This is a genomic window from Planococcus sp. S3-L1 (assembly GCF_030063085.1).
Taxonomy (GTDB): Bacteria; Bacillota; Bacilli; order Bacillales_A; family Planococcaceae; genus Planococcus; species Planococcus kocurii.
In genome coordinates, this window is the sequence record NZ_JASISN010000006.1 from 36,034 (window position 1) to 62,431 (window position 26,398).

The window sequence follows — 26,398 nt, forward strand, 5'->3', positions numbered from 1 at the left end:
TCTTAGTCTTTCCATTTTGATGTTACGAATTGATGAATCCGCTCTACCGCTTCTGTCAAAGTTTCGAGTGACGTGGCGTAGGACAAGCGAATCGTTGCATGCGCGCCAAATCCAGATCCTGGAATAACCGCCACATTCGCTTCTGTCAATAACGCCGTTACAAAATCATCAACTGACGAATAGCCCGTTTTTTTAGCCGCTTCTGAAACGTCTGGCAACAGATAAAAAGCACCTTGAGGTCGCAATACTGTAAACCCTGGAATCGCCTGTAATTTCGGATAAATCGCATTTAAACGCCCTTCAAAAGCCTGGCGCATTTCCTCTACTGCATCTTGTGGTCCATTATAAGCTTCAATGGCCGCATATTGCGAAGTTGTTACTGGGTTTGATGTAGAATGACTCGCCAAATCTGTCATTGCTTTGATCAATTTAGCGTCTCCCGCTGCATAACCGATTCGCCATCCCGTCATCGAATGCGATTTCGATACGCCGTTGATTACTACGGTGCGATTTTTTGCATCTTCTGAAAGAGTCGCGATAGATGTGTGAACGATATCTCCGTAAACTAATTTTTCATAGATTTCATCTGAAACGATTAAAATATCAAATTCGCGGCAAACTTCCGCTAACGCTGTTAATTCTTCTTTGGAATAAATCATTCCTGTCGGATTGCTTGGTGTATTAAGTATGATCGCCTTTGTCCGTTCTGTGATCGCTTCTCGTAACTGCTGTGGTGAAATTTTGTATTCCTGACTAGCTGTCGCCTCTATGTACACCGGAACGCCCTGTGCCAACTTGACTTGCTCAGGATAGCTAACCCAATACGGAATCGGAATAATCACTTCATCGCCTTTGTTCAGCAGAACTTGAAACAATGTATAAAGCACGTGCTTTGCACCAATGCCAACCATCACTTCTTTTTGACAGTAGCTCAACCCTTGATCTCTTTGCAATTTATGGATGATGGCTTCTTTAAGCGCCGGAAGTCCGCCTGCTGGCGTGTATTTTGTTTTTCCAGCTAGCATAGACTGATAAGCAGCTTCAAGAATATTTGCGGGTGTATTGTAATCCGGTTCGCCGGCGCCAAGTCCAATGACATCGACTCCTTGTGCTTTTAATTCATTTGCTTTTGCAGTAATTGCCAAAGTTGTTGAAGGTGTTAACGTTTGTACACGATTCGCTAAGTTGATCAATTTTTTCAGCCCTTTCACAAATTCAATATGCGTTTCCACCAAGTCCCATCACTTGCTGACAAATAGACATAGTTTAAACTGTCTTTTTCATCTAAAAAAGCAACTTCCCATACCGGTCCATCTTTTTCCATTCCTAACTTAGTATGCAATATTTTTTTGACAGCCATTTCATCCATAACAATTTCACGTGCTTGTTGAGAAGTAATTTCGTCTTTAAGAAGAGCTGCCTGCATTTTACCTCCGTCTTTTGGAACAAATACAGCGGTTAATTCACCCTTACTGTTTGTGCCAAGTACGGTGACGGATGCTTCAGTATTCGTATAGACGTAAGCACGCTCCACATCTTCAATCAATTGCTCGCTTTTTGCGCGATCAATGGCTAGTTGCTCTGTTTCTGAATACGGCTTATTGCCAAGAAATAAAACAAGAATGATGATGGCAACTGCCAAAAAAGAAAGAAAACCGATTATGAATGTAATCCATTGTCTCATGTAATCACCTATGTTTTATATATTGTAAAAATTGCTTTGTCATTATTTTCTTTGTCGAGCGCTAGTCCGAACATTAAGTTCCTGTCTTTTAACGTTCGGTTCAAGGCGTCTACCACTTTATATAAATCTGCTTGATACGTAAGTTCCACTGTGGAGATTACTTCAATTTTTGATTCCATGTTTGCGCCCATCCTTTCATTATATCATTGCTTATTATACCAAGCTTCAATATCGGTTACCATCTTTTCTAAAGACACTTTGGATACTTTGACTTTTGGCAATGCACTTATAAATTCACGACCATAGGATTTCGTCTCAATTCTTCGGTCGAGCACAATAAACAAACCTTTGTCATTTTTTGAACGAATCAATCTACCGAAGCCCTGTCGTAAACGAAGTACCGCCTCCGGCAAAGCATATTGTAAAAATGGATTGATGCCTTCACGCGTGATAATCGCAGAACGCGCTTTGAAAATCGGCTCATCTGGAGACGTAAATGGCAAACGGACTACCACTACCGCGCGAAGTGCATCTCCCGGCACGTCGACACCTTCCCAAAAACTATTCGTCCCAAACAGCACAGACTTCTGGAAACGCTGGAAAGATTTCAATAGTTTCATCCGACTACCTGAAGAAATTCCTTGCGCAAATAACATGTAATCATCGAGTAAGCCGGTGTCTTGAATTAAATCCACTGTTTTGCGGAGCATATCCTGTGACGTAAACAAGACAAAACAGCGACCTTCTGTCACAATTACGGTTTGAATAACAGCATCTGCAACCGATTCGATGTACTCGTGCTGAGAAACATGCTGGATATCGGGCATATCTTCCACAATATAAACATGTGCGCCTTGATAAAAATCTTTTGGAGGTTCGAATTTTAGGATTGGCACATGCTGAGGTATGCCAATTTGATTGACGATAAAGCGTTCATTTGCCGGAACAGTCATCGTTCCAGATAACCAAATAACAGCTTTGCCTTCACGCGCAGGAGCCACTACTTTGTCGACTAAGGAAGCTACAGCAAATGGTCTCTTGTACAAGGACAAACTAGTCGGCAAACTTCTCAAATCCCCTTCAATCCAACTGACTTCTTCAATGACTGGAAAAACAAAAATTTCACTAAACTCCACTGCTTTAACCATCATTTCTTCAGTCCAATAGCGCCAGTCTGCTATCGTCAGTTGATCTTTCATGGTTTTTTCAGACAACCGTTCCGCTTTTTGTAAAATAAGCTGCGACAAATCGATCCATTCGTTTAAATAATACAACATTTCTGTGAAGCGACTGTCTGAAAGCGACAGTTCACTCAATAATGCAGAATTCTTTTTGTGTCGACTGTGGGCAAATCTAGCAGTAAATTCAGCAGCTATCAAGCCTGAAACCTCATCGAAAAGGGCTGTGAATCTTAAAAACAGTGACTCGAGTTTCAACATTTCTGGAACTGTTGAAAATCCAGTCCGCTCTGCGGTTTCAAAAAGGGCTGACGCTAATTGTTTGTCGTCGAAACTGCCAATTTGACCAAAAATATATTTCCACTGCGTGTACACAAACGTTTTCTCGTGCTGCGACACTGCCGCTTGGACCACTTGATGCGCTTCATCCCAAATATAAGCACCTACATTAGTCAAAATTGTTTTTTTACTCAAATGCTGATTCAATAAAAATGCATGATTTGTGACAATGATGTGTGCGTGTCTCGCCTGATTTAACGCAAACTCGTAGAAATCTGCTTTTCTTTCTTGCTTTGACAATTTGCGTATATGTGAACGACGAATTTTATCAACGACAAATTGGCCGCCACTGGAGGCGTTAATTTCATTTAAGTCACCTGTTTTTGTGGCTGTCAACCAGACTAGTACTTGCATAATCGTAAACGTTTCATCGTAAGATTCGTCATCACTTTGTAGCAATTCAACAAATCTGGTCAAGTCGATATAATGAGATAATCCTTTAATTAAAGAAATACGCACCGGCGAACCAATAAAGGCTTCGATCATTCGACCTTCTTTTAACACCAACTGATCTTGTAAATGTGTCGTATACGTGCTAATTAAAACTTGCTTACCGGTATCGAGTGCATAATTGACAGCTGGTAACAGGTACGCAATTGTTTTGCCCATACCGGTTGATGCTTCAATCACAACTTCTTTTTTTTCATTTAACGCATTTTCAATCGTCGCCATCATGTCATATTGGCTTGGTCGCTTTTCAAAATTCGGAAAGACCGTTTCAAGACCTTCACGCCAATCGCGTGGGATGGGGCTGTCGATCCTATCTTTCTCAAATATTGTTCTGGCTTTTAATGGTACTCCTTGGAACCGATCAAAATCATCTGATTGAGCGCTTCTTTTTTTCTGTGTCAGCTTAAAGAATAGCCTCGACAAATCGGACTTTAACTGGAAAGAACGTTTGTGAAGAAATGCCAACGTGTCATAAGGCAACGATTCCAAGTCATTTTTTGCACGTAAAAACAATAAAGCCGTTGCCATCGCATCATCGTCTGCACGATGAGCACTCTCGAGTGGAATGCCAAGTTCAGAAGTAATGTCCTGCAACTTAAAGCTAAAAGCTGTCGGGTACATAAGTCTGACTAGTTCGACTGTATCCATCGTCAATCCTTGCCATTTTGACAATCCACTACGTTTTAGCTCGGCTTGCAAAAAGGGTAAATCAAAATTGGTATTGTGTGCGACAAAAATAGCATCTTGCATTTTTTCATAGATGGTTTCTGCATAATGCTCAAACGTCTTGGCATCTGCTACATCTTCCTCTGTAATATTTGTTAAATCCTGTATAAATAACGGAATTGTGCGCCTAGGATTAATAAATGTTGTATATGTATCGGTAATTTCACCGTTTTCAATCGTTACCATTGCCAGTTGGATGATCCGGTCACCTTTTGCAGGGGAATGGCCCGTTGTTTCAATATCGACAACGACATACTTTTGCGTGTTCATCTTAGCCCCTCTTTCTTAGGTGATTGCCTAAAAAAATTGTAACATATCCTACCGTTTTCCGCTTTCAAGATGAAAATTCAATCTTCTTCGCTACACTCTCAGGCAAAAGAAAAACAGCCCCGAATTTTTTCGGAGGCTGTTTTTTACATGACTGTCGCTTCAGGTTCATAGTGAATGATTTCTCTGATTTGATTGTTGGCATCCATAATAGCAACAGTCGGTTTATGATCACGAGCATTGTCGTTCATCACATATGCATACGACAAGATAATCACGATATCTCCTCGTTGCACAAGACGCGCTGCTGCTCCGTTGACGCAGATCACACCACTACCGCGCTCTCCTGCAATGATATAAGTTTCAAATCGTGCACCGTTATTGTTGTTGACAATATGCACTTTTTCATTGGCTAACATGCCAACAGCATCCAGCAAATCTTGATCGATGGTAATACTACCAACATAGTTTAAATCAGCTTCTGTCACCGTCGCACGGTGAATTTTTGAATTGAGCATCATTCTAAGCATGGGTCAGTTCTCCTTTGGATTAAAAATAATGTTATCAATTAAACGCGCCTTTTCAAACTGTACCGCTAAAGCTAGAATGGCATCCTGCTGAATAGTAGTCGTTAATGTTGGGTAATCAAGTAATTCGATGTAATCGATTTTTCCAGATGTATGTTCAGTTAAGTAGGCAGTCATAGATTCGATTGGATCCTGTCCCTTTAGAAATGTGGCCTTGCCCATTTCCAATGCTTTTCTCAAGTGAGGCGCTTCGTTCCGCTCCGCATCACTCAAGTAAACATTACGAGAGCTTTTCGCGAGGCCATCTTTTTCGCGAACCGTCTCTCCACGTCTTATGGCCATTGGAAAATTAAAATCTGTCACAAACGATTCAATAATCGCTAATTGTTGGGCATCTTTTTGACCAAAATAAGCCAAGTCAGCTTCTGTTAAATGAAATAACTTGGTAACTACTTTTAAAACCCCATCAAAATGCCCAGGTCTTTTCGCACCGCAAAGCACATCAGCTTGAGCGCCTGCAAATAGTTGAATTTGGCTTTCGCGCGGATACATTTCGTCAACTCTTGGCGCAAAAATCACGTCAGTACCGGCTCTTTTAGCAAGCTCTTGATCTCGTTTTAAGTCTCTTGGGTAGCGATCAAAATCTTCGTTCGGTCCAAATTGAGCGGGATTCACAAAAATACTCATGACCACTTTGTCGTTTTCCGCTTTTGCTTTTTCGACTAGCGAAAGATGACCTTCATGCAAAAAACCCATTGTTGGCACAAGACCAATTGTTTTGCCAGCTTTTTTGGTATCACGAACCCATTCTTTTAGTTCGATTACCGTTTGTAAAATCAACATTTTTTCTCTCCTCTCGGGAAGAAAACCATATAAAAAGCCCTTCTGCTGAAAAAAAGACAGAAGGACAGTAAATGTACGCTTGGTTTCCTCCGTCCCTGTCATGAATCTGATCAAGGCAGAACATATTTATAAAGAATTTTGGGTGTCTTGCGATTGTTCGGTGCAGTTCAAGAGTGATACTGCCCGTTGAAAATACTATACCAGAATTTTTTAAAAAAGCATATTGTATGCTTAGCGATTAAATTATTTAAAGAGACTAGTGAAAAACCGATGTATCTCTATTATGGCGTCTTCCTAGATTTGTTAGTCATTTCAATATCAGCTGAATAAATACCATGAAGTTTACCGTCAGCGGTCCGTAATTGCAAGACGCCGTCATCGGTAATGCCTTCTGCGATGCCTTCAAGTGTCTGATTGGTCATTCGAGCTCGTACCGGCTGACCAATTGTCGTCGAATAGCTCTCCCATAAGATCTTCAGCATAGCGAAACCTTCTTCGATATACATTTGCGTATAGAGCTCCATGTAAAACAGCAAAGACTGAACTAATTTTTGACGATTTACCGCTTCTCCACTTTCCATTTTCAGTGAAGTCGCGATATCTTGTACCCCGGCATCAAAATCGTCTTTTTCTTGATTGATGTTTAAACCGATACCAATAATCAAAGCTTGAATCCCATCTGCGTCCGACTGTAATTCAGTCAGAATGCCGGTACATTTTTTGCCATTCAGTAAAATATCATTTGGCCATTTAATTTGCGGTTGCAGCCCTGTCACTTCTTCGATTGCCCTAACGACTGCTACGGCAGTTACGAGCGTAAATTGAGGTGCTTTTTGCGGTGCCACATCAGGACGCAAAATAATACTCATCCAAGCACCCTTGTTAGCCGCAGAGTCCCATTTCCGAGCCAATCTACCACGTCCAGCTGTTTGCGTTTCTGTAAGTACTACTGTGCCATCAGGGGCACCTTCTTGCGCGAGTTGATGCGCGATGATTTGAGTTGATGCGCAACTTTCGACATATTCTATTTCTCGACCAATGCTCTTTGTTTTCAAGCCCGTTTGTATGCCGAGTGGTTCTAATGTATCTGGCAACATCACAATCCGATAGCCTTTTTTCTTGACAGATTCAATGCCGTACCCTTTTTCTTCAAGTTCTTTTATGTGCTTCCAAATTGCCGTTCTCGAAATACCCAATTCATCTGCTAAATGTTGACCTGATACAGCTTCACCATTCGACTCAATCAATCGTTTTGCTATCTTAAGCGTGACGGTGATATTCATTTTTAAACCAGTCCTTTATGAGTTCTTTGTCATTCTCCAATTCACCATAGACAATGAGCTTTTCCATTTTTTCAATCCATACTTTTAGCCAAGGACCTGATTTGTCACCGCTCCATTGCATTAAGTCCAGACCGTTTGCTGCGATATCAGACTTCGATTGAATCGGTAATTGTTGCTTAGCAGCTGTTAAGTTTTCTACATTGTCAGTTACCAAAGCGGCCATCTCCAATTGTTCGATTGAATAGTGGTAATACGTCCATTGGTCCCAAGTTTCGAGCTTTGTTAGTTCCAAACTTTTTTCAATGAGTCTCTTTTCTTCGTTGGAGAACCGGTATTCTTTGACAGCTGAAAACTGACGATTTTGCTGATGTAGCAGATAAAACCAACCAAACGTAGACGTACCATTCGATTTATAGGGTATCCAGTCTACTTGAAAAAGTTCGCCTGCTGGCAAAAATTTTGTTAATACCGAATCCCATAAATAAGCCATACTTTTTTGTGTTCTGGGATTGACGAATATTTTATCGATTTCTGACTTTAATCGCTCGACTGCAATTGCTTTGATTAAGCGTGCATGGCGACGAATCGAATGTAAGGTCTTCATATCGATTATGAAATCTAATTGTCCTGTAAAACGAATTGCTCTCAGCATACGTAAGGCATCTTCTTCAAAACGCTCATCCGGATTGCCAACTGCGCGAATGATTTGATTTTGCAGATCCTCTTGTCCGCCAAAAGGATCGATAATCTCCTGATTTTCAGTCATCGCCATCGCATTGATCGTAAAATCGCGACGTCGTAAATCTTCTTTGAGTGATAAAACAAATTCGACTGAATCCGGTCTACGATTATCAGAATAACCGCTTTCTGTTCGAAATGTTGTCACTTCAATACCTTCTCCGTCTAGCAGTACCAATACCGTGCCATGGTCGATGCCTGTATCCACCGTTCGTTTAAACAGCGCCTTCACCTGTTGTGGCAATGCAGAAGATGCCACATCGACATCTTGTGGTGCTTTTCCTAACAACAAATCACGGACAGCTCCACCGACTATATAGCCCTCAAATCCAGCATCTTTTAGCGTGTCGATTACTTTTATGGCCGTATTCATTGTTGCTCAGCCTTCATCATCAACTGTTCATATAAGCCTTCGTACTGTTCCAAAATTTTTGATGAATGAAAATGCTCAGTTACAGTCTCCAAAGCACCTTGTCGCAAATTTTGTAAATGCTCATCGTCACTTAATATACGGATCGCATATTGCGCAGCTTGTTGTGTATCTCCTAGTTCAACAAGGTAGCCATTATTTTCTGGATCAATAATTTCAGGCATCCCGCCGATATTGGAGCCAATTACGGGAACACCGCACGCCATCGCTTCGAGTAGAACTAAGCCAAATGCCTCTTTTTCAGACAACAACAGTTTAATGTCACTAATACTATAAAATTCAGCAAGGCCTTCGCGCTTGCCAAGAAATAATACGTGATCTTCCAACTCCAAATCCCTTACTTGCTGAATAATTCGGCTCATTTCGGGTCCGTCTCCTACTAATAATAGCTTGCAATCCAGTTGTTGACGCACCAAAGAAAACGTCTCTACAACATCTTGAACACGTTTCACTTTACGGAAATTCGAAACGTGAATCATTACTTTTTCATTAGCACCGATGCCTAATTGCTCTTTTAGTTTCGTAGCATCTTGCGGGAAATATTCTCTTTCGTCAACAAAATTATAAACTGTCTCTATTTTTTTATTCGGTTTAATAAGATCATAGGTCTGTTCTTTTAATGAATCTGATACGGCTGTAACAATATCTGATTTTTCAATCCCGTAGCGAATTGCTTCTTTCAATGATGAATCAGAACCTAGTACTGTGATGTCTGTGCCGTGTAAGGTCGTTACAATTCCGATATTTGAGCCCGCCATGTCTCGCCCAAGAATGGCGCAGACGGCGTGTGGAATCGCATAATGAACATGCAAAAGATCTAAGTTTTCATTTTTAATGACTTCAGAAATTTTGGTAGCCAGCGCAATATCATAAGGCGCATATTGAAATACGGAATACGTATTAATATCAACTTGATGATTAAAGATATTTGCATAGGTTTTATTTAGCCGAAAAGGAGTACTGGATGTTATAAAATGAACCTCGTGCCCTTTTTCCGCCAGCATCTTCCCTAATTCTGTAGCAATAACCCCAGACCCTCCGACTGTTGGATAGCAAGTAATGCCGATTTTCATTTTTCGCACAGTTCCCTCTCCTATCCTCTTCTTTCTCCGAGCAATCGCCAATCAATAAAACCATGTTGCAATCCTTTAAGTAAAACTTCAGCCGTTCCCATATTCGTAGCCAGTGGAATGCTGTAGACATCACATAGACGAATTAACGCTGTTACGTCAGGTTCATGGGGTTGGGCAGTTAATGGATCACGAAAAAAAATAATCATATCCATTTCATTTTGCGCGATCATTGCACCAATCTGCTGATCCCCTCCAAGCGGTCCTGACTGAAAACGAATAACCAATAAGTCTGTTTCGTCTATTACTCGCTGACCCGTCGTTCCAGTCGCATACAGTGTGTGCTGAGACAAAATTGACTCGTAAGCTATAGCAAATTGGATCAAATCATCTTTTTTTCGGTCATGGGCAATTAATGCAATTTTCATGTCATCTTCCCCTTTAATCGATTATATGTTCCAAGCCATAAATAAGCTCTTCTTTTTCCATTACGGTTTTGATAGATAACACAACGCCTGACATAAACGAACCTCGATTAAACGAATCGTGACGCAGCGTTAGCAATTGTCCCTCTCCTCCAAGCAACACTTGCTGATGAGCAACCAACCCCGGTAACCGCACGCTATGTATGCGCATGCCGTCATAATTAGCGCCACGAGCACCTGGCAGAGTTTCTTTCTCACGAATATGTCCTTGTTGATAGATCGGGCGTTGTTGTGAAATCAAATGAGCGGTCTTCATCGCAGTTCCAGAAGGCGCGTCTAGTTTTTGGTCATGATGCATTTCGATAATCTCAATATCTGGTAAATACTTAGCAGCTTGTTCAGCAAATTTCATCATTAATACAGCTCCAATGGCAAAATTGGGTGCGATGATGCAGCCAATTTTCGAAGCTTTAGAGAGCGTTTTCAGCTCTTCAAGTTGTTCATCTGAGAAACCGGTCGTCCCAACAACAGCACGTATGTTTAATTCTAGTGCTTGCTTTGTATGTTCATAGACAAATTCAGGTGTCGTTAAATCGAGCAGCACATCCGGTTTGGTGATTGTGTGCAGCTCTTGAAGATCGATAAAAACCGGTACCGTGTAATGAGAAGGAAATAAATTAGTATCTGCTAACGTGCGACCAATTTCTTTATAGTCTAAAACAGCAACTAGTTCCATTTCGTCGTTGTTCATAACCGTATGTACAGCTTCTTTGCCCATTTTACCTCTTGCTCCTGCAATTGCCACGCGAATTGTCATTTGACTTCATCCTTTCTTGTCCAACGATCTTTATCTCTACTAGAAAATTTCTCCATCACGCGGTCATGAGCCTTTGCCAAATCAATGTCCATCGAGTTTGCCATACAAATTAAAACAAATAAGACATCGCCCATTTCTTCTTCCATGCTGTTAGCAGCTTCTGAACTCTTCTTTTTCTTTGGACCGTATTGATGCATCACTTCTCTTGAAAGTTCGCCGAGTTCTTCTGTCATTCGCGCCATCATTTCCATCGGTTGAAAATAGCCTTCTTTAAATTGTCCAATATATGTATCAACGTCTTGTTGAAGCTGTTTCATCGTTTTTTCACTGTTCATTTCATCACGCTCCTCAGTCAATCGTAAAGAAAACTAGAGATGTTGTCAAAACTCATCTTTTCAACGATAATACAGAAGTTGACATTCTTGAAAGGGGCTTGGATGAATTGAAAGAACTAAAAATTAAAAATATCTTTTTCATCGTTCTCGGTGCCGCTATTTACAGTTTTGGATTTGTTCACTTTAATATCCAAAACGAATTGGGAGAAGGCGGTTTCGCTGGAATTACATTGATTTTGTACTTTATCTTCCATTGGGATCCTGCATTGATGAACTTATTGTTGAATATTCCTCTATTCTTTATCGGATGGAAGCTCCTTGGCAGAAAAGTTTTCCTGTATACCGTTATTGGAACAGTAGCTGTTTCTGTATTCTTAAAAATCTTTTTAATCTATGAAATTCAAATCAACTTACAAGATGATTTGTTTTTAGCAGCCTTGTTTGCCGGTGTTTTTGTGGGCATTGGACTTGGCATTATTTTCAGATTTGGAGGAACTACGGGAGGCGTAGACATTATTGCCCGCTTGGCCCAAAAATACATAGGCTGGAGCATGGGCAAAACAATGTTTTTGTTTGATGCCGGCGTCATTATGCTGTCTTGGTTGACATTCCTCGATCATCGCTCCATGATGTACACACTCGTTGCTGTTTTTATTGGTGCACGAGTTATCGACTTTGTTCAAGAAGGCGCTTATTCAGGTCGTGGCGCTTTGATCATTTCAAATTCCCAAGAAGAAATCGCCAGTCGCATTGCCATTGAGATGGACCGAGGCATCACAATTCTTCGAGGGTATGGGCACTTTACAAAAGAAGAACGTGAAGTTCTGTATTGCGTTATCGCAAGAAATGAAATTGTTCGATTGAAGAGCATTATCAACTCTGTTGACCCTCATGCATTTGTGTCCTTAATGGATGTTCACGATGTGATGGGTGAAGGATTTACACTTGACGAAGAAAAAAGACCGATTGATTAATTTTTCTATATTAAAAAACGGCCCAAACGCGGGCCGTTTTTTTATGAGCGATTCATATTGGTGTAAATCAAAATTAATCTGGCAAGTTCAAGAACTGCAACTGCAGTAGCTGCGACATAAGTCATCGCTGCTGCACTCAATACTTTTTTTGCGTGACGTTCTTCTTCATTGCGAATGATGTTATGCGACAGCAATTGATCCATCGCTCGGCTAGAAGCATTAAACTCGACCGGTAAGGTCACTAACTGAAAGACGACTCCAGCAGCTAGTAAGACGATTCCAATCAGTAACGCCCCGCTCCACGCAGAAAAGAAACCAATCATAATAAAGATCCAAGACATATTAGAAGATACATTAACAATTGGCACAAGACGATGACGCAGACGCAAGAACGAATAATCTTCCGCATCTTGAATCGCATGTCCAACTTCGTGAGCCGCAACCGCTGTTCCTGCAACCGATGCTTCGTGATAATTATGACTGCTGAGTGCTACTGTTTTTGTCAGCGGGTTATAATGGTCACTAAGCAGGCCACGACTTTCTATGACTTTAACGTCTCGAAGATTATTAGCATCCAAAATGATCCGTGCCACTTGTGCGCCACTATGACCAGAAGTCGACCGAACTTTTGAGTATTTTTTGTATGTTCTTTTTAATTTGAATTGCGCCCAAATCGGGATGATTAGCAATAGGATAAAATAGAAGATATATCCGCCCATTCCCATGTATAAATCAACACCTCTTTCTTTCTGCTTGATACGTTTATTTTACTTGCATTAGTCAATATTGGTCAACTGAAATGGACTGCTTTTTATTCAAACGAACGACATAAAAGGCGAAGCCGACACAAACGATTGATAACCAGAAAGTAAAATAGCCAATTTGACTCGTGTACTCACTCAAGGTGCTATAAATTGGCATTTGGCCGAAAACATAATCAATAACGTCATTGTGAAGCGTCCATACAGCAGCCAGCGTCGCCGATAGCCAGCCAAAGCGATAATGCTCAATATACAGCACCGCTTGAAGCGCCATAGCGAAATGGGAGCCAATCAACATCCAACCAATCCAGCCGATGGAACCAACTTCCCAGAGCGTTAGTAAATTCATCGCCACTGCCCACAACCCGTATTTGATTAATGTAATAAATGCCAGCGCTTCAAACAAACGGCTTCTTTTACCAAAAATCCATAGTCCCAAAACAATGGTAAAAAACAAACTCGCGGTCGGACTATCAGGAACAAAAATCAAAAAACGCGGCTCTGTTATTTTCAATTGCCAGCCATACCATATGTATCCATAAATTGTACCAGCTAGATTGACCAGAAATAGCAAAATCAAAAATGGCCGGTACATCAACCAAGCTGAAATTTTAATCGCGAAGGAAAGCATTGTTTTTCTTCCTTTCTAAGGTAGAAAAAAAGAGCCGGTTTCCCGGCTCTTTTTTTATTATTGATTATTCTGCTTCAAGGCCTGAAATAAATTCAGCTAAGACTTGCAGATCTTCATCTGTTCCATCCCAAGATGGAGGCATCACTTGAGCTCCATCTTTTTCGATACCATTGACAGCAATTTCAGCGATTTCTTCAGGAGTCAGACCAGTACCAACAAGTGTTGGACCAACTGCTCCTTCTAAGTTATCGCCATGACAACTGATACATGCCGCACCAGCATAAACTTCATATCCTGGATCCGTTGTATCAATTTCCACTTCTTCTTTAATTTCTCCTTGCGCTTCAGCAGCTTCCCAGTCATGGTTGGCTACTGATTCCCATGTAAGGAAAATAATTGATGCGATTGCAAGAATCATAAATCCTGTAGGCAACGGGCGTTTCGAAGGACGTCTTTCCGGTCCACGATCTAGGAATGGCGCCAACATAAGTGCACCAAAAGCAAGACCTGGAATGATGATAGCACCAACCACGTTAAATGGTCCGGAAGCAAATTGGTATTTCAGTAATTGGTATAAGAACAAGAAATACCAGTCTGGCAATGGAATATAAGCTGTATTCGTCGGATCTGCCTGTCCTTCAAGAGGTGACGGATGAGCGACAGTTAACAACAAATAACCGATTAAGAAGACTGAACCAATCATCCATTCTTTCAAAAGGAAGTTCGGCCAGAAAGCTTCTGTTTTACCAGGGTATTCGGAGTAATCTTTAGGAACATTCGGCTGACGGAATTCCAAACCTGGAACACGCGAATCTCCTACAAATTTCATCCCTTTTCCGCGATGCATAGTGTTCCCTCCTTAAAAAATCCTTGTTACGGAATGATTTATAGCGGTCCTGAAATACCCTGTCTTCTGATCATGATAAAGTGAGCAGCTAGCAACCCAAGCAAAGCTGCAGGCAAGAAGAAGACGTGGATAGCGAAGAATCGTGTCAAAGTCTGTGCACCAAGGATTGTTGAATCCCCAGCCAATAGAATTTTGATCGATTCACCGAGCACGGGTACAGATGCCGCAATTTCAATTCCAACTTTTGTTGCAAATAAAGCTTTCATATCCCATGGAAGCAAGTAACCTGTGAAACTTAATCCAAGAATGACGCCGAATAACAAAACGCCAACTACCCAGTTCAATTCACGAGGTTTCTTATAAGAACCTGTAAAGAATACTCGTAATGTATGAAGGAAAATCATGACCACTACAAGCGAAGCTCCCCAGTGATGCATCCCACGCACAATTTCTCCAAAAGCAACTTCATTTTGAAGATAATAAACCGACTGCCAAGCATTTTCAATATCTGGCACATAATACATTGTTAAGAACATACCGGATAAGATCTGGATTACTGTAATGAAAAATGTAAGTCCCCCAAAACAATAAACAAATGCTGAAAAGTGGTGTGCGGGGTTTACGTGCTCAGGTACTTCATGGTCAGCAATATCACGCCAGATAGGCGTGATGTCTAATCGCTCATCAACCCAATCATATAACTTGTTTAGCACTGGTGTCGTACCCCCTAACTATTAAACTAGTGTGTTTTCTCTTACTGCACCGATAGCTACAAAGCCATCTTGTTCTTTCACTTGGTACTCATCGAGTGGTCCAAGCGGCGGTGTTCCTGCAATGTTTTGTCCGTTTTTCTCATAACGGCCTGCGTGGCATGGACAGAAAAATTGTGTCGGGTGTTCCGGAGAACCCGCCCAGTTCACTGTACATCCTAAATGTTTGCAAACAGGTGAAAGCGCGATTAACTTATCGCCTTCTTTATACACCCAAGCTGAATTCGTCACTTCAGATACATACCAAGCGTCTGTTTGTTCAAACGTAAAGTCGACACGTACTGGTTCTGCCGTGATATCAGCTACAGCTTGATCAGTTAAAACGTAGTCTCCGCCTTCATGTTGCTGAAGTATCGGGTCTACCGCAAAACGAACCATTGGCATCAACATTCCTGCTGCCATGAAACCACCTACACCTGTTAATGTGTAGCCTAAAAATTGACGTCGTGATACACGATTATTACTCATCCTTTTCCCCCCTCTAACATTCAAGGTCAGTCCAATGGACATACTCATTCAAATATAATTACTAGGACAACCTAATGATATATCAATCAAATCTTTAGGTCAATATCGCATTCAGCCTAATCATGCAGTTTGTGAACATTTCATGAATGATGTGACCATTCTTTTGTAAATAGCGGCAATACCTGCCTTAACTGGTCTTCCATCACCGAATTTTTAAAAGATTGATCCATATCTTCAATTGGAATCGCAGGTAGCCATAACACATTTTTAAGACTGTCAATGGTTCGCCACTCTGAATCTGTCGTCAAATAAAAAACGTGTTTGAATTTCGTATGTCCCAATTCTTGCGACAGTTCTTCAGCAATTCGTTGACGATTTGCTCCTTTGCCATAAGAAATGGGCGGGAACAAAAGGATCCGCCCTTTAAATTGTTTCTCTAATAAAGCAGTCAAGTTTTGTAAGTACTCAGAAGCTCCTGCACTCGATTTCATGCCTGCTTCACTTAAATCTAACTGAAGAAGTGGCACGACTGCTGTATCTATATAATCTTGTTGGCTCAAGTATTGATCTATCTCTTTTCCGATAAAATGCATAGCGCTTTTTCACTCTCCATCTTTTTTTATCGCTTTGAACGCTTTCAACATCGCGGACAATTCAAAAAAGCGGTCACGATCATTAGCGTCCAAGGCTTCATCAATTTGTTTGTAAATCGTTTCTTCATGGAACACGGACATGCTTTCCTCAAGAATTTTTTCAGCAATTTGACGATCTTGCTCGTTAACAGAAGCATCCTTAGGGATATATGGATTTTCTTCCAACACCGATAAATACATGGTAGGTGGAGGAATGTTCGGGAAATTCAATTGAATATATAAATGTTCGTCCGGATTGAGACGTAAATCGTGAAACGATTTCTCAGCATCCGCCGTCATCAAGTTGCCTTTGTAGAAACGAAACGGAATTTCTTTGGAATCGGTTGAAGACATGACCATTGCGCGCGGACAGTAATGCGCTTCTTCAACAAAATGGGTTTTCTCAAGCAAATCTTCGTTGCTCAACATATAATTGAGAATCCAAATACATTCACGTCTTTTCATTTTGTATGATTGCAGAAACCAACGGACAAATTGCTTTTTTTCACCTATCGACACTGAAGCGGTCATGAAACTTCCTCCTTTCAGTCAAACGACTGTTGCCAATCAAACCATTCTGGATTTTCTGGTTCTAATGCCTGTAGCTCTTTAATCATTTCGAGAGCAGCAGCTCTTTTTCCTTCTTCTATTAAAAATAATGCGTATTTCTTAAGGAAAACAACATCATCTTTAAAAGCTGGATAAGCTTTTTCATAATACACGGTCGCCTGCTCATAATCTTCACTGCGTTCATAAGTTTCAGCAATCATCGGATAAAGACCAGCCCAATCATCTCCACTTTCAATCACCATCTGCGCAAGTTCAAGAACTTCTTCATCCATCTCTTCGGCATGGAAGTAAGACACCAGCGTATAGATCGCTTCCATATATTCTGGATCTAATGCGATTGCCTGGCGTAAATGGCCAACACCTTCTGCTGACTTACCAAGTTTCATGGCAAGTTTACCTGCAAACAAATACAATTCCTTGTCAAATTCATCTCTAGTAATTCCTTCGTTTATCGCCTGATAGGCCGCCTGATAATCTTCTGCCATATTCAAGCTTTGTGCTTTTAATAAGTAAGCAGAAAAATAATCCGGATCAATGCCAATCAACTCGTCAAGCCGACGTACAGCCATGTCATACTGGCGTGTTTGAAAAGCTGCAAATGCTACTCCAAATAAAACGTCTGGCGTAGCTTGATCTTCCAACGCCTTTTCGTAGTACGGTAACGCCTCTTCATAAGCAGCTCCTGCACTGTAAACTTCAGCAAGTCTCTCTGAAAGATTGACTCCTTCAATGACAATTTGTTTTGACTCCAGTTCTTGATAAATTTTTGCCGATTCCAGATAACGGCCCGAGTCGAGAAGTAGTTCTGCTCTCGCTTGTTGCAGAAGTGGTTCGTCAGGCATCAATTCAATCGCTTCATTTAAGCGACTTTCAGCAGCTTCTAGCAAGCCTTGAAGTTGGAACAAGTCCGCTAAAGTTACGAGCGCCTGGGCATATAATTCGTCGTCTTTAGACACTTCCATTAACGCATTTAACGCATCATCTTCGCGATCAGCATCAATCAGCAAGTTTGCTCGATCGATAACCAATTGCGCTTCTTCTGGAAAAATATATTGCAAATGCTCAAGTACTTTAATTGCTTCTTCTACAAAACCGATTTCTGCCAGCCATTCCGACAACCCGTATTGCTCATCAGGATCTCCCTGTAGCAAGTAGTCATCCAGTAATGTATTTAGAAGTTTGGGATCTCCTTGTTCGACTGCTTTTTGTATCTGTTCTATGTTAGCCATACTATCACCTATTCCTTCACATTCTCACTCTCATCCTACACGAAATCTTGTTATTATCATACTAAAAAAACTCCCCATCAGGAGAGTCTAGTTGTCAGTAAATTAAGTTGTTCAAAAAAGTTGGGGTAGGAAACTGAAATGCATTCAGCGTCATCAATGACAACTTCGCTAGATGCTATTAACGCAGCAATTGCCGCCATCATCCCAAGGCGGTGATCGCCGTAAGAAGTCATTTCAGCACCGGTTAAAGCCGTTGGTCCATGAATGATCATGCCGTCTTCAGTCGCTTCAATGTCTGCGCCCATTTTCGTCAATTCTTTGACAACAGCAGAAATACGATCTGTTTCTTTCACGCGAAGCTCTTCAGCATCTCTGATCACTGTCGTCCCTTCAGCCTGTGTAGCGATAAGTGCAATCAAAGGAATTTCGTCAATCAATCGTGGAATCAACTCTCCGCCAATTTCAATTCCTTTCAATTTACTCGAATGAATGGTTACATCTGCGGAACGTTCTCCTTGCGTATCATGTTCTTCCAATTCAAAATTAGCGCCCATTTGTTCAATCACATCTAAAATACCTGTCCGCGTCGGATTAATTCCTACATTTTCTAGCGTCACTGTGCTCCCTTCAGTAATTAACGCAGCACCTATCATAAAGGCCGCAGACGAAATGTCACCCGGCACCTTCACATTTGCAGCCGTTAGCTTTTGACCACCTTCTAACTTAATCTGGTAGTCTTCACGTGTAATCGTAGCGCCAAAATGTTCTAGCATGATTTCTGTATGGTCGCGCGAAGCGATTGGCTCATGAATAATCGTTTTGCCATTTGCTTTTAATGCAGCCAATAAAATGGCGGATTTTACTTGAGCACTGGCAACTGGCAATGTATAGTCAATCGCCTTTAACTGTGCTCCTTGAACTGCTAAAGGTGTGTATTGTCCGTCTTCTCGCCCTCGAATATCTGCACCCATTTCGCGAAGCGGATCGATGATGCGTCTCATAGGACGCTTTGCAATAGACTCATCTCCAACTAAAATTGAATGAAAAGAAGTTCCCGCCAATAATCCAAGCATTAATCTTGTTGTCGTTCCCGAGTTCCCGGTATCCAAAACTTCAGAAGGCTCTTTCCAAGAATCTTCTCCTCTACTTTGAATGGTCACTAAGTCTTCTGTAATATTAATTTTTACGCCCAGCTTTTTAAAACAGGAGATAGTGCTTAGGCAATCGTCTCCCATAAGAAAACCTTCTACTGTCGTTGTCCCTGTTGCCATAGATCCAAACATAATAGCTCTGTGAGAAATTGATTTGTCCCCTGGAACTTGAATGGTGCCTTTTAAGGCTGGTTTTTTAAACGCTAAAGATAATACCACGGGCTTATCCGTCCTTTCAGGAAATATATGTATCGTATACAGTTCGAGTCATCATGCATTTTTGTGCGCGCGCACGATCTTCCGTTGTTTGGAAACTGATAACAAGAATACCAAATACGTCTTCACGCGTTTCCAAAATTCGAAGATTGACAATACTGATTTCTTCTTCTGCTAGATAGCCAGTTAACTCCGAGATAATACCCGGTATATCGGGTACATCGATATACAAATCGAATACCGAGAACATCGCACCATGCCCAGAAATCGGCAACTCGTCCCTTACTGTCTTAGCATGCGAGAAAAATTGTTGAATCGGTTCTGGATCATTTTTTTTAAGCATCTGTTTTAATTGTTCCATTTGCTCCATCCAATTATCCAACTGCTGAACAATCATTGTATTATTTTGAGTGGTAATATCTCTCCACATTTCGGGATTTGCCGAAGCGATACGTGTCGTATCCCGAAAACCACCAGCCGCTAGTTGTCGAGCAAAAGGAAATTTATCCTCTTGATCTAATTGATGAACCAGTGATGCTGCAATCAAATGTGGGAAATGACTCACTATCGCTGTCATATGATCATGCTCTTCTGCTGGCAATATCTTAATTTTTGCTTTAGTAACTGCCAATAATTCTTTTAAAAAGTGTAAACGTTCATCGTCCGTCGCGTTATCAGGTGTTAAAATATAATAGGCATTTTCAAATAACACTTCTTTTGCTGCTTCTACCCCACTCTTATGCGATCCCGCCATTGGATGACCGCCTATAAAAAGATGGTTCAAGCTTTTCGAAGATTCCATTATTTGTATTTTAGTACTACCCGTATCTGTCAAGATGACATCATCTTTCAACTGCCAATATTTACTTTGTTCCATTAATTTGATTGTAGCCCCTACGGGTGTAGCAAAGACGATAACATTAGCTTCTGATGCTGCTTGTTCAAGTGATGGCGGTGAACTATGTATGATCCCCATTTTAAAAGCTTTTCTAGCGGTCAATGGATCGGCATCGTACCCTGCCACATGGACATCCTGATTACGCTGAAGCGCTTTTGCGAGCGACCCACCAATCAGGCCTAATCCAATAATTAAAATATGAGTTGTCACGTTGAACTCACCTGGCTTTTAGCAGATAAATCCGGACGCAGCTTAATCGCTTCGTTCAAATAAATATGGTGAATGTCTTGCTGACCCAGCACGGTATTAACGTGCATCATGACACGGATACATAGAGGCATACTCCCAGGAACGTCCATTTCATGTGTGCACATGACGGGTACATATGTCCATTCCGCAATTGTCCGAACAGCTTTCGCTGGAAAAGCAGATGAAATATCAGTCGTCGTCGAAATGATGACTGACGCAACATCATCTGGTTCAATATTGTTTTCTTTAGCCATTTCTAACACTAGCCGTTGTGTTTCTTTTAATACTTCTTCTGGCTGGTCTACAGAAACTGTAATTGCACCTCGTACTCCACGTATCATCTAATCACTTCTCCTATCTGTAAGACTAATTTTTCATAGGTTGCACGTGCGTGCTGCTCTTCAATTTGTTCTACACATGGTTTGCCTGTGCGTTCAAGTAAAACAAAATTCAGTGTTCCTCTTGAAGATTTTTTATCTTTTTTCATATAAGGCAACAATGCCTCAAAATGAATTTCCTGTAGTAAATGAAGGGGATAGCCATTTGTACTAGACCACCTGATAAATTCAGCTAATTTACTATGCTCTGACAAAAGAAGAGCATAAGACATTCCAAGCACGACGGCTTCTCCGTGTGTAAGTTTGCCATAACCCAGATGTCCTTCTAATGCGTGTGCCAACGTATGACCAAAATTCAAGTATTTACGAACACCGCCTTCAAATTCGTCTTCTTCAACAATCGCCGCTTTTACAGCAATGCCTTTTTCCAAATGGCGATTCAAATCGTCTTCTGTCATGTCTTTAAAGTTCTCAATAGCCAATAATTCATTCAACCACTCTTCATTAGATATAAAGGCGTGCTTGATCACTTCAGCCATACCTGAACGTACTTCTTGAACAGGTAAAGTTGCCAGCAATTTACTATCATACAAAACGACTTTTGGTTGATAAAATGTACCGATCATATTTTTTCCTAACTCATGATTGATGGCTGTTTTACCGCCGACTGCACTATCATGAGCCAAAATCGTCGTTGGAAGCTGGATAAACGAGATGCCCCGCATGAAAGTCGAAGCAACAAATCCGGCTACATCTCCTGTCGCGCCTCCACCAAAAGCGAGTAGCAAAGAAGCTCTTGAGCAATTTTCGGAAAGCAGAAAGCTGTGACACGCCATAAAGGTTTCCACGGACTTTGCACTTTCTCCAGCCGGAATTGTTAACACACGAACGTCCCAATTTGTTAAATGAGCTAATAAATACGGTAAATGAAGCTCTGCCACTTGTTTGTCGACGATAACCACAATTCGATCGGCATTATCTAGCAAAGGGCGATAAGCATTTGCGAACAAATCGAAAGCTCCCGCACCGATATGAACCATATAAGGATGATTTGCCTCGACTCGCAATTGCTTCATTCTTAAAACTCCTTCGTGTATTCCAGGTAATTTTTTAGATTATCTACTAAGCGAGGCATTTGATCTGCGTCGAACTGATCCAACAATGCGTTTGCGACTTCCCATGCGACTACGTGCTCAGCAACAATCGAAGCTGCCGGAACGGCACAGCTGTCAGAACGCTCAATACTTGCTTGAAAAGGTTCTTTCGTTTCAATATCCACACTATTAAGCGGCTTATACAAAGTCGGAATCGGCTTCATTACACCTCTAACGATAATAGGCATTCCAGTCGTCATTCCGCCCTCGAAACCTCCGAGATTATTCGTTTTGCGTGTGTAGCCATTTTCTTGATCCCAAAGAATTTCATCATGAACTTCACTGCCTGGTTTTCTAGCCATTTCAAACCCTAGACCAAATTCAACCCCTTTGAAGGCGTTTATGCTCATAATGGCAGCTGCTAATTTAGCGTCCAGTTTCCGGTCGTAATGGACATAGCTACCAATTCCAGCAGGCATGCCTTCCACGATCACTTCTACTGTTCCACCGATAGAATCACCATTTTTCTTAGTTTTATCTATTAAATCCATCATTTCCTGAGTCACCGTTGGATCAGCGCAATAAACGGCATCATTTTCAACAATTTCTCGAATTTCATCTACAGACTTTCCAAGGTAACTTTCTGGATTTACTTTAATTCCACCTATTTCAGTCACATGTGAAACAATTTTAATGCCGAGTTCAGCAAGTAACTGCTTTGCTACTGCACCAACTGCTACACGGACCGTTGTTTCACGTGCTGAAGAACGTTCTAAAACGTTTCGAAGATCACGGTGACCATATTTCATACCGCCATTTAAATCAGCATGACCAGGACGTGGACGCGATAACTGACGCTTTACTTCTTCTGTATCCTCTATCGGCTCAATCCCCATAATTGATGTCCAATGTTTCCAATCGTCATTTTTCACAACTAAAGCGACAGGTGACCCTAAAGTTTTACCATGTCGGACACCGGACACAATTTCAACTGTATCTTTTTCGATTTGCATTCTTCTACCACGACCATGGCCGCCTTGTCTTCTTTTTAATTCTTTATTAACCATTTCTGCCGTTAAAGGCAACTGCGCCGGCAATCCCTCGATGATGGCAGTCAATTGCGGACCATGTGATTCTCCTGCTGTTAAATAACGCATTTACGCTTTCTCCCTTCAACGTGCTAAAGTATTTATGTACCACTATACCACAAGGTATTTCTTCAATTCTATATGAAAATTTGATAAAGTGAAACTTCAATCAATTGAGATTTTTTTCCTTCATCACTTAAGCACTTCCAACCTAAAAAAAGAGCAGCCACATTTCTTGGCAGACTCTCAAGATAAATAAAAAAAAGCAGCTAGGCTGCTTTTTAAAAAATGGGATTAGTTAACCCAGTTGTTCATTGTTTTTTCATATGAAACCAATTCTTCTTCTTTGAAGAACAAGCCGATCTCGCGTTCTGCACTTTCAGCAGAATCCGAACCGTGAATCATGTTTTTGCCGACAGTAACTGCGAAGTCGCCACGGATAGTTCCTGAAGCTGCATCTTTCGGGTTTGTCGCGCCCATCATTTGACGTGCAGTCAAAATAACGTTTTCGCCTTCCCAAACCATTGCGAATACAGGACCAGAAGTGATAAATTCAACCAATTCACCGAAGAATGGACGCTCTTTATGCTCGCCGTAATGCTCTTCAGCCAACTCAGTAGGAATTTGCATCAATTTAGCACCTACTAAGTGATATCCTTTTTTCTCGAAACGTGCGACGATTTCTCCGATTACGTTGCGTTGAACGCCATCTGGTTTAACCATTAAAAATGTTTTTTCCAATGTGAACACTCCTCTATTAAAAGCTCGGGCATTTTGCCCACCTTAAAAAATACTATCATTGTCGAGTCATTTGTCAACCAACAACTTAAAAATTTCGTTTACCGATAAAGAATGCAATTTTTCGCATCGTTTTTACTCCTGGTCCTTTTGGCAAGAAAGAAAGTTCACGTAACGCCTTCTGTAAGTATCGTTCACTCATTGCTTTCGCTTCTTCAATTCCGGAACTATTGCGAATTATTCTGACAATTTTCAATCGTTCATGGTCGGATAGTTCCTTATTCAAATTAGCTTTCAACAGTTGATAGATTTCGGGATCTTTCCGCGCACATAAAATAGGCAAGGTGATATTCCCTTGAATGAAATCGCTGCCCGCTGGTTTTCCAAGTTCTTCATCGGTAGAGGTAAAATCAAGAATATCGTCAATAATTTGAAATGACATGCCGATAAAATACCCAAAACGACGTAAATGTGCCGCAGTTTTCTCATCGGTACCTGAAACAAGCGCACCCAATTCACAGCTTGATGAAATCAACAACGCAGTCTTGCGCTTGATGCGACGGAAATAATCTCGCAAATTTTGATCTAATTTATACTTGTCTTGAATTTGAATAATTTCGCCTCTGCACACTTCTATCAACGTTTTAGATAATATTTCATGAACTCGCGGAGCTGTAATTTCAGTAATGCGTTCTAACGCTCGCGCCAAAATAAAATCACCTGTATACATCGCTACGCTGTTATTCCATTGTGCTTTGACTGTCGGTCGGCCTCTACGAATTTCTGAATCGTCAATGACATCGTCGTGCACCAGTGAAGCCATATGAATCAATTCAAGCGGCACTGCCACTTGCTTCATCACATCAATATTGTAATCACCAAATTTTCCAGCAAGCAAAACAAAAACAGGTCGGATTCTTTTCCCTCCGGCCTGTAATAAATGAAGAGACGCATCATTTAAAAGGAGAGACTCGGAATCAACTGCCTGTTCCAATTCCTTCTCGATCATTTCTAGTTCCGGTCTAAGGTCGGAATAGAGCAATTTCAACTTCATCTTTTCCACTTAAAATCCTTCTCCCGCTAGTTTACTTTTTTAATTCCTAAATGGAGGGCGGCGGCGCCTCCTGTATAAGGCTTGTATTTTACTTTTTCAAATCCGACTTCCGCAAACAATTTCGCTAATTGTTTCATGCCGGGGAACGATTTTGCCGATTCCTGTAACCATGAGTATTCTTTGTAACTTTTAGCAAAAAGCTTACCAAATACCGGCATTATGAAACGGAAATACATTCTAAAAAAAGGCTTGAATACGATATTTTCGGGTTGTGACGTTTCTAGACAAGCAATCATTCCACCTGGCTTTAAAACACGATGCATTTCAGAAAGGGCTTGACGGTAATCCGGCACATTGCGCAACCCAAATCCGATAGTCGCAAAATCAAAAGAATTATCCGGGTACGGCAGTGACATTGCATTGCCTTGAATCAGTTTGATTTGAGGCATATCTTTTGTCTTGTCGTGGCCAACATTTAGCATGTTTTGACTAAAGTCTAGTCCAACTACACGTCCTGTTTCACCTACTGCTTCGCCAAGCGCAATGGTCCAATCAGCGGTTCCACAGCAAACATCAATAGCTGCAGCTCCTTTTGGAACTTGCATTTTGTACATCGTATCTTCACGCCACTTGTTATGCTGTTGAAAACTAATAACCGAATTCATTTGATCGTAATTCTCGGATATTTTCTCAAATACTTCGTGGACTCTTTGTTCTTTCGTTTTAGGCATATCAGTCATCCTTCTCGGGTCAGCTGCTCAGCTCTATGCTGGTGCGGGGTTATTTGATGGAGCAAGAATTGTGCAAGTTCGTAATCCAATGAACACTCATCAATAGATTCCACTATCTTCTCGTGTAAGTTATCAAGTTTTTCCACTAGCCAGTGTTCTACATAATTTTTATGATTCAAGTTACTAGTTAATTCACGTAGAAAGTTGGAGTAGTTTTTAGACTGCAATCGCTCCAATTCATCGGCGTAACGTATATAAAGCAACGCCTGTTTTGCAAGTGATTCATATTCAGTGTAGCCGTAGAATTTATAAAAAGAAATTAGAAGTTCGGTTTCAATAATGGTGATGGCTTCTTCTACCTCTGCAATCGACCGTTCCATCCCTTCAAAAAAAGAGGTTTTCCGTTCGCTCACTTGAATAATAGCCGTTGCCAATTTCTGGACCATAGCAATATTCTTGCTATTGACCAACATTTGGTAATAAATTCCGCTATACAAATCACCAGCCAACACGGTCAATTGTTGCTCTTTGCTAATTGGGTTATCTTCTCTTACTTGATCGTGTGCATGCAAAGCCGCATAGACGATGGAAACCGTTTTTGCAGAGGATTCAATTTCTGCCGACCATGTTTTTCCACTGAAAAAAGGCAACAGTAAAAAAAACAAACGGGACTCTTTGACAGAGGGACCTTCTGTAAACTGATCGAGTGTCCGTTGCCGAACAGCATCTAAGACCTCGATTTCCATGGAAATAATTTTCGATTGTATTTGATGTCCCTTCATACTGCTTGCTCCATTCATGATTTAGCCATACTATACTAGTATATCACAGGCAAAGCCTTGCCTTC

30 protein-coding genes are annotated in these 26,398 nt (G+C 41.1%); 1 reads left to right on the plus strand and 29 read right to left on the minus strand.

Translation table 11 applies throughout. The features are described 5' to 3' along the window. Nucleotides 1–2: 2 nt before the first annotated feature. From QMF37_RS08025 to QMF37_RS08080, 12 genes are all read right to left on the minus strand, one after another. Nucleotides 3–1,202, minus strand: a complete 1,200-nt coding sequence (locus QMF37_RS08025) for a pyridoxal phosphate-dependent aminotransferase (protein WP_269465416.1) — start codon at nucleotides 1,200–1,202, stop codon at nucleotides 3–5. A gap of 5 nt (nucleotides 1,203–1,207) precedes the next feature. Then, nucleotides 1,208–1,684 (minus strand): cell wall elongation regulator TseB-like domain-containing protein, encoded by a 477-nt coding sequence (locus QMF37_RS08030; protein WP_283477720.1) that lies wholly within the window; start codon nucleotides 1,682–1,684, stop codon nucleotides 1,208–1,210. Nucleotides 1,685–1,692: 8 nt separating this feature from the next. Then, entirely contained in the window at nucleotides 1,693–1,863 is a 171-nt protein-coding gene (locus tag QMF37_RS08035) for a YpmA family protein (RefSeq protein ID WP_071154477.1), read from the minus strand. A gap of 24 nt (nucleotides 1,864–1,887) precedes the next feature. Next, on the minus strand, nucleotides 1,888–4,647 hold the full coding sequence (gene dinG, locus QMF37_RS08040; RefSeq protein WP_283477723.1) for an ATP-dependent DNA helicase DinG: 2,760 nt from the start codon (nucleotides 4,645–4,647) through the stop codon (nucleotides 1,888–1,890). Nucleotides 4,648–4,790: 143 nt separating this feature from the next. After that, nucleotides 4,791–5,174, minus strand: a complete 384-nt coding sequence (panD, locus tag QMF37_RS08045) for an aspartate 1-decarboxylase (protein WP_071154478.1) — start codon at nucleotides 5,172–5,174, stop codon at nucleotides 4,791–4,793. A 3-nt stretch (nucleotides 5,175–5,177) separates the two neighbouring features. After that, a complete protein-coding gene (gene panC / locus QMF37_RS08050; protein WP_071154479.1) occupies nucleotides 5,178–6,014 on the minus strand; it encodes a pantoate--beta-alanine ligase in 837 nt (278 codons plus the stop codon). Nucleotides 6,015–6,295: 281 nt separating this feature from the next. Further along, nucleotides 6,296–7,297 (minus strand): biotin--[acetyl-CoA-carboxylase] ligase, encoded by a 1,002-nt coding sequence (locus tag QMF37_RS08055; protein ID WP_078080512.1) that lies wholly within the window; start codon nucleotides 7,295–7,297, stop codon nucleotides 6,296–6,298. After that, entirely contained in the window at nucleotides 7,275–8,408 is a 1,134-nt protein-coding gene (locus tag QMF37_RS08060; RefSeq protein ID WP_058385060.1) for a CCA tRNA nucleotidyltransferase, read from the minus strand. Before QMF37_RS08060 ends, QMF37_RS08055 begins: the two co-directional genes overlap by 23 nt. Continuing rightward, nucleotides 8,405–9,547 (minus strand): N-acetyl-alpha-D-glucosaminyl L-malate synthase BshA, encoded by a 1,143-nt coding sequence (gene bshA, locus QMF37_RS08065; protein ID WP_078080513.1) that lies wholly within the window; start codon nucleotides 9,545–9,547, stop codon nucleotides 8,405–8,407. Before bshA ends, QMF37_RS08060 begins: the two co-directional genes overlap by 4 nt. Before the next feature lie 11 nt (nucleotides 9,548–9,558). Next, nucleotides 9,559–9,963: a methylglyoxal synthase gene (gene mgsA, locus QMF37_RS08070; RefSeq protein WP_071154480.1), complete on the minus strand. Its 405-nt coding sequence runs from the start codon at nucleotides 9,961–9,963 to the stop codon at nucleotides 9,559–9,561. A gap of 13 nt (nucleotides 9,964–9,976) precedes the next feature. Beyond that, nucleotides 9,977–10,777: a 4-hydroxy-tetrahydrodipicolinate reductase gene (gene dapB, locus QMF37_RS08075; RefSeq protein WP_071154481.1), complete on the minus strand. Its 801-nt coding sequence runs from the start codon at nucleotides 10,775–10,777 to the stop codon at nucleotides 9,977–9,979. After that, nucleotides 10,774–11,112, minus strand: coding sequence for a nucleotide pyrophosphohydrolase (locus QMF37_RS08080; RefSeq protein ID WP_058385056.1), 339 nt, complete (start codon nucleotides 11,110–11,112; stop codon nucleotides 10,774–10,776). Before QMF37_RS08080 ends, dapB begins: the two co-directional genes overlap by 4 nt. Nucleotides 11,113–11,219: 107 nt before the next feature. On the opposite strand from QMF37_RS08080, the gene QMF37_RS08085 reads away from it, so the two are divergent. After that, on the plus strand, nucleotides 11,220–12,086 hold the full coding sequence (locus tag QMF37_RS08085; RefSeq protein ID WP_078080514.1) for a YitT family protein: 867 nt from the start codon (nucleotides 11,220–11,222) through the stop codon (nucleotides 12,084–12,086). A 41-nt stretch (nucleotides 12,087–12,127) separates the two neighbouring features. Here the strand turns inward: QMF37_RS08085 and QMF37_RS08090 are convergent, their stop codons facing one another. From QMF37_RS08090 to QMF37_RS08170, 17 genes are all read right to left on the minus strand, one after another. Further along, a complete protein-coding gene (locus QMF37_RS08090) occupies nucleotides 12,128–12,811 on the minus strand; it encodes a zinc metallopeptidase (protein WP_078080515.1) in 684 nt (227 codons plus the stop codon). Nucleotides 12,812–12,866: 55 nt separating this feature from the next. Beyond that, nucleotides 12,867–13,478 carry a lipoprotein heptaprenylglyceryl N-acetyltransferase LhaT gene (gene lhaT / locus QMF37_RS08095; RefSeq protein WP_058385053.1) on the minus strand — a complete coding sequence of 204 codons (612 nt, stop codon included), beginning with the start codon at nucleotides 13,476–13,478 and terminating at the stop codon, nucleotides 12,867–12,869. 64 nt (nucleotides 13,479–13,542) lie between these two features. Continuing rightward, a complete protein-coding gene (locus tag QMF37_RS08100; protein WP_078080516.1) occupies nucleotides 13,543–14,325 on the minus strand; it encodes a menaquinol-cytochrome c reductase cytochrome b/c subunit in 783 nt (260 codons plus the stop codon). A 38-nt stretch (nucleotides 14,326–14,363) separates the two neighbouring features. Continuing rightward, complete coding sequence (gene qcrB, locus QMF37_RS08105; protein WP_058385051.1) at nucleotides 14,364–15,038, minus strand: menaquinol-cytochrome c reductase cytochrome b subunit; 675 nt, start codon at nucleotides 15,036–15,038, stop codon at nucleotides 14,364–14,366. A gap of 21 nt (nucleotides 15,039–15,059) precedes the next feature. After that, complete coding sequence (locus tag QMF37_RS08110) at nucleotides 15,060–15,563, minus strand: Rieske (2Fe-2S) protein (protein WP_058385050.1); 504 nt, start codon at nucleotides 15,561–15,563, stop codon at nucleotides 15,060–15,062. A 140-nt stretch (nucleotides 15,564–15,703) separates the two neighbouring features. Continuing rightward, nucleotides 15,704–16,156, minus strand: a complete 453-nt coding sequence (locus QMF37_RS08115) for a DUF2487 family protein (protein ID WP_058385049.1) — start codon at nucleotides 16,154–16,156, stop codon at nucleotides 15,704–15,706. A gap of 9 nt (nucleotides 16,157–16,165) precedes the next feature. Next, entirely contained in the window at nucleotides 16,166–16,726 is a 561-nt protein-coding gene (locus tag QMF37_RS08120) for a ReoY family proteolytic degradation factor (protein WP_078080517.1), read from the minus strand. A 14-nt stretch (nucleotides 16,727–16,740) separates the two neighbouring features. Then, entirely contained in the window at nucleotides 16,741–17,994 is a 1,254-nt protein-coding gene (locus QMF37_RS08125) for a tetratricopeptide repeat protein (RefSeq protein ID WP_283477736.1), read from the minus strand. A gap of 77 nt (nucleotides 17,995–18,071) precedes the next feature. Then, nucleotides 18,072–19,364 carry a 3-phosphoshikimate 1-carboxyvinyltransferase gene (gene aroA / locus QMF37_RS08130; protein ID WP_283477737.1) on the minus strand — a complete coding sequence of 431 codons (1,293 nt, stop codon included), beginning with the start codon at nucleotides 19,362–19,364 and terminating at the stop codon, nucleotides 18,072–18,074. A 16-nt stretch (nucleotides 19,365–19,380) separates the two neighbouring features. Beyond that, nucleotides 19,381–20,469: a prephenate dehydrogenase gene (locus tag QMF37_RS08135; protein WP_283477740.1), complete on the minus strand. Its 1,089-nt coding sequence runs from the start codon at nucleotides 20,467–20,469 to the stop codon at nucleotides 19,381–19,383. Beyond that, the gene (aroH, locus tag QMF37_RS08140; RefSeq protein WP_058385044.1) at nucleotides 20,466–20,849 is read right to left on the minus strand and encodes a chorismate mutase; all 384 of its coding nucleotides are present in this window, start codon (nucleotides 20,847–20,849) and stop codon (nucleotides 20,466–20,468) included. Before aroH ends, QMF37_RS08135 begins: the two co-directional genes overlap by 4 nt. Continuing rightward, nucleotides 20,846–21,922 (minus strand): 3-dehydroquinate synthase, encoded by a 1,077-nt coding sequence (gene aroB / locus QMF37_RS08145; RefSeq protein WP_283477743.1) that lies wholly within the window; start codon nucleotides 21,920–21,922, stop codon nucleotides 20,846–20,848. The genes aroH and aroB overlap by 4 nt, the downstream gene beginning before the upstream one ends. 2 nt (nucleotides 21,923–21,924) lie before the next feature. Next, complete coding sequence (aroC, locus tag QMF37_RS08150; protein ID WP_058385042.1) at nucleotides 21,925–23,097, minus strand: chorismate synthase; 1,173 nt, start codon at nucleotides 23,095–23,097, stop codon at nucleotides 21,925–21,927. A gap of 225 nt (nucleotides 23,098–23,322) precedes the next feature. Next, nucleotides 23,323–23,769, minus strand: a complete 447-nt coding sequence (gene ndk, locus QMF37_RS08155) for a nucleoside-diphosphate kinase (protein WP_058385041.1) — start codon at nucleotides 23,767–23,769, stop codon at nucleotides 23,323–23,325. A gap of 85 nt (nucleotides 23,770–23,854) precedes the next feature. Then, nucleotides 23,855–24,829, minus strand: a complete 975-nt coding sequence (hepT, locus tag QMF37_RS08160; RefSeq protein WP_283477747.1) for a heptaprenyl diphosphate synthase component II — start codon at nucleotides 24,827–24,829, stop codon at nucleotides 23,855–23,857. Nucleotides 24,830–24,846: 17 nt separating this feature from the next. Beyond that, nucleotides 24,847–25,551, minus strand: a complete 705-nt coding sequence (locus tag QMF37_RS08165; RefSeq protein WP_058385039.1) for a demethylmenaquinone methyltransferase — start codon at nucleotides 25,549–25,551, stop codon at nucleotides 24,847–24,849. Between the two features lie 5 nt (nucleotides 25,552–25,556). Then, a complete protein-coding gene (locus tag QMF37_RS08170) occupies nucleotides 25,557–26,333 on the minus strand; it encodes a heptaprenyl diphosphate synthase component 1 (RefSeq protein WP_283477750.1) in 777 nt (258 codons plus the stop codon). Between the last annotated feature and the right edge of the window lie 65 nt (nucleotides 26,334–26,398).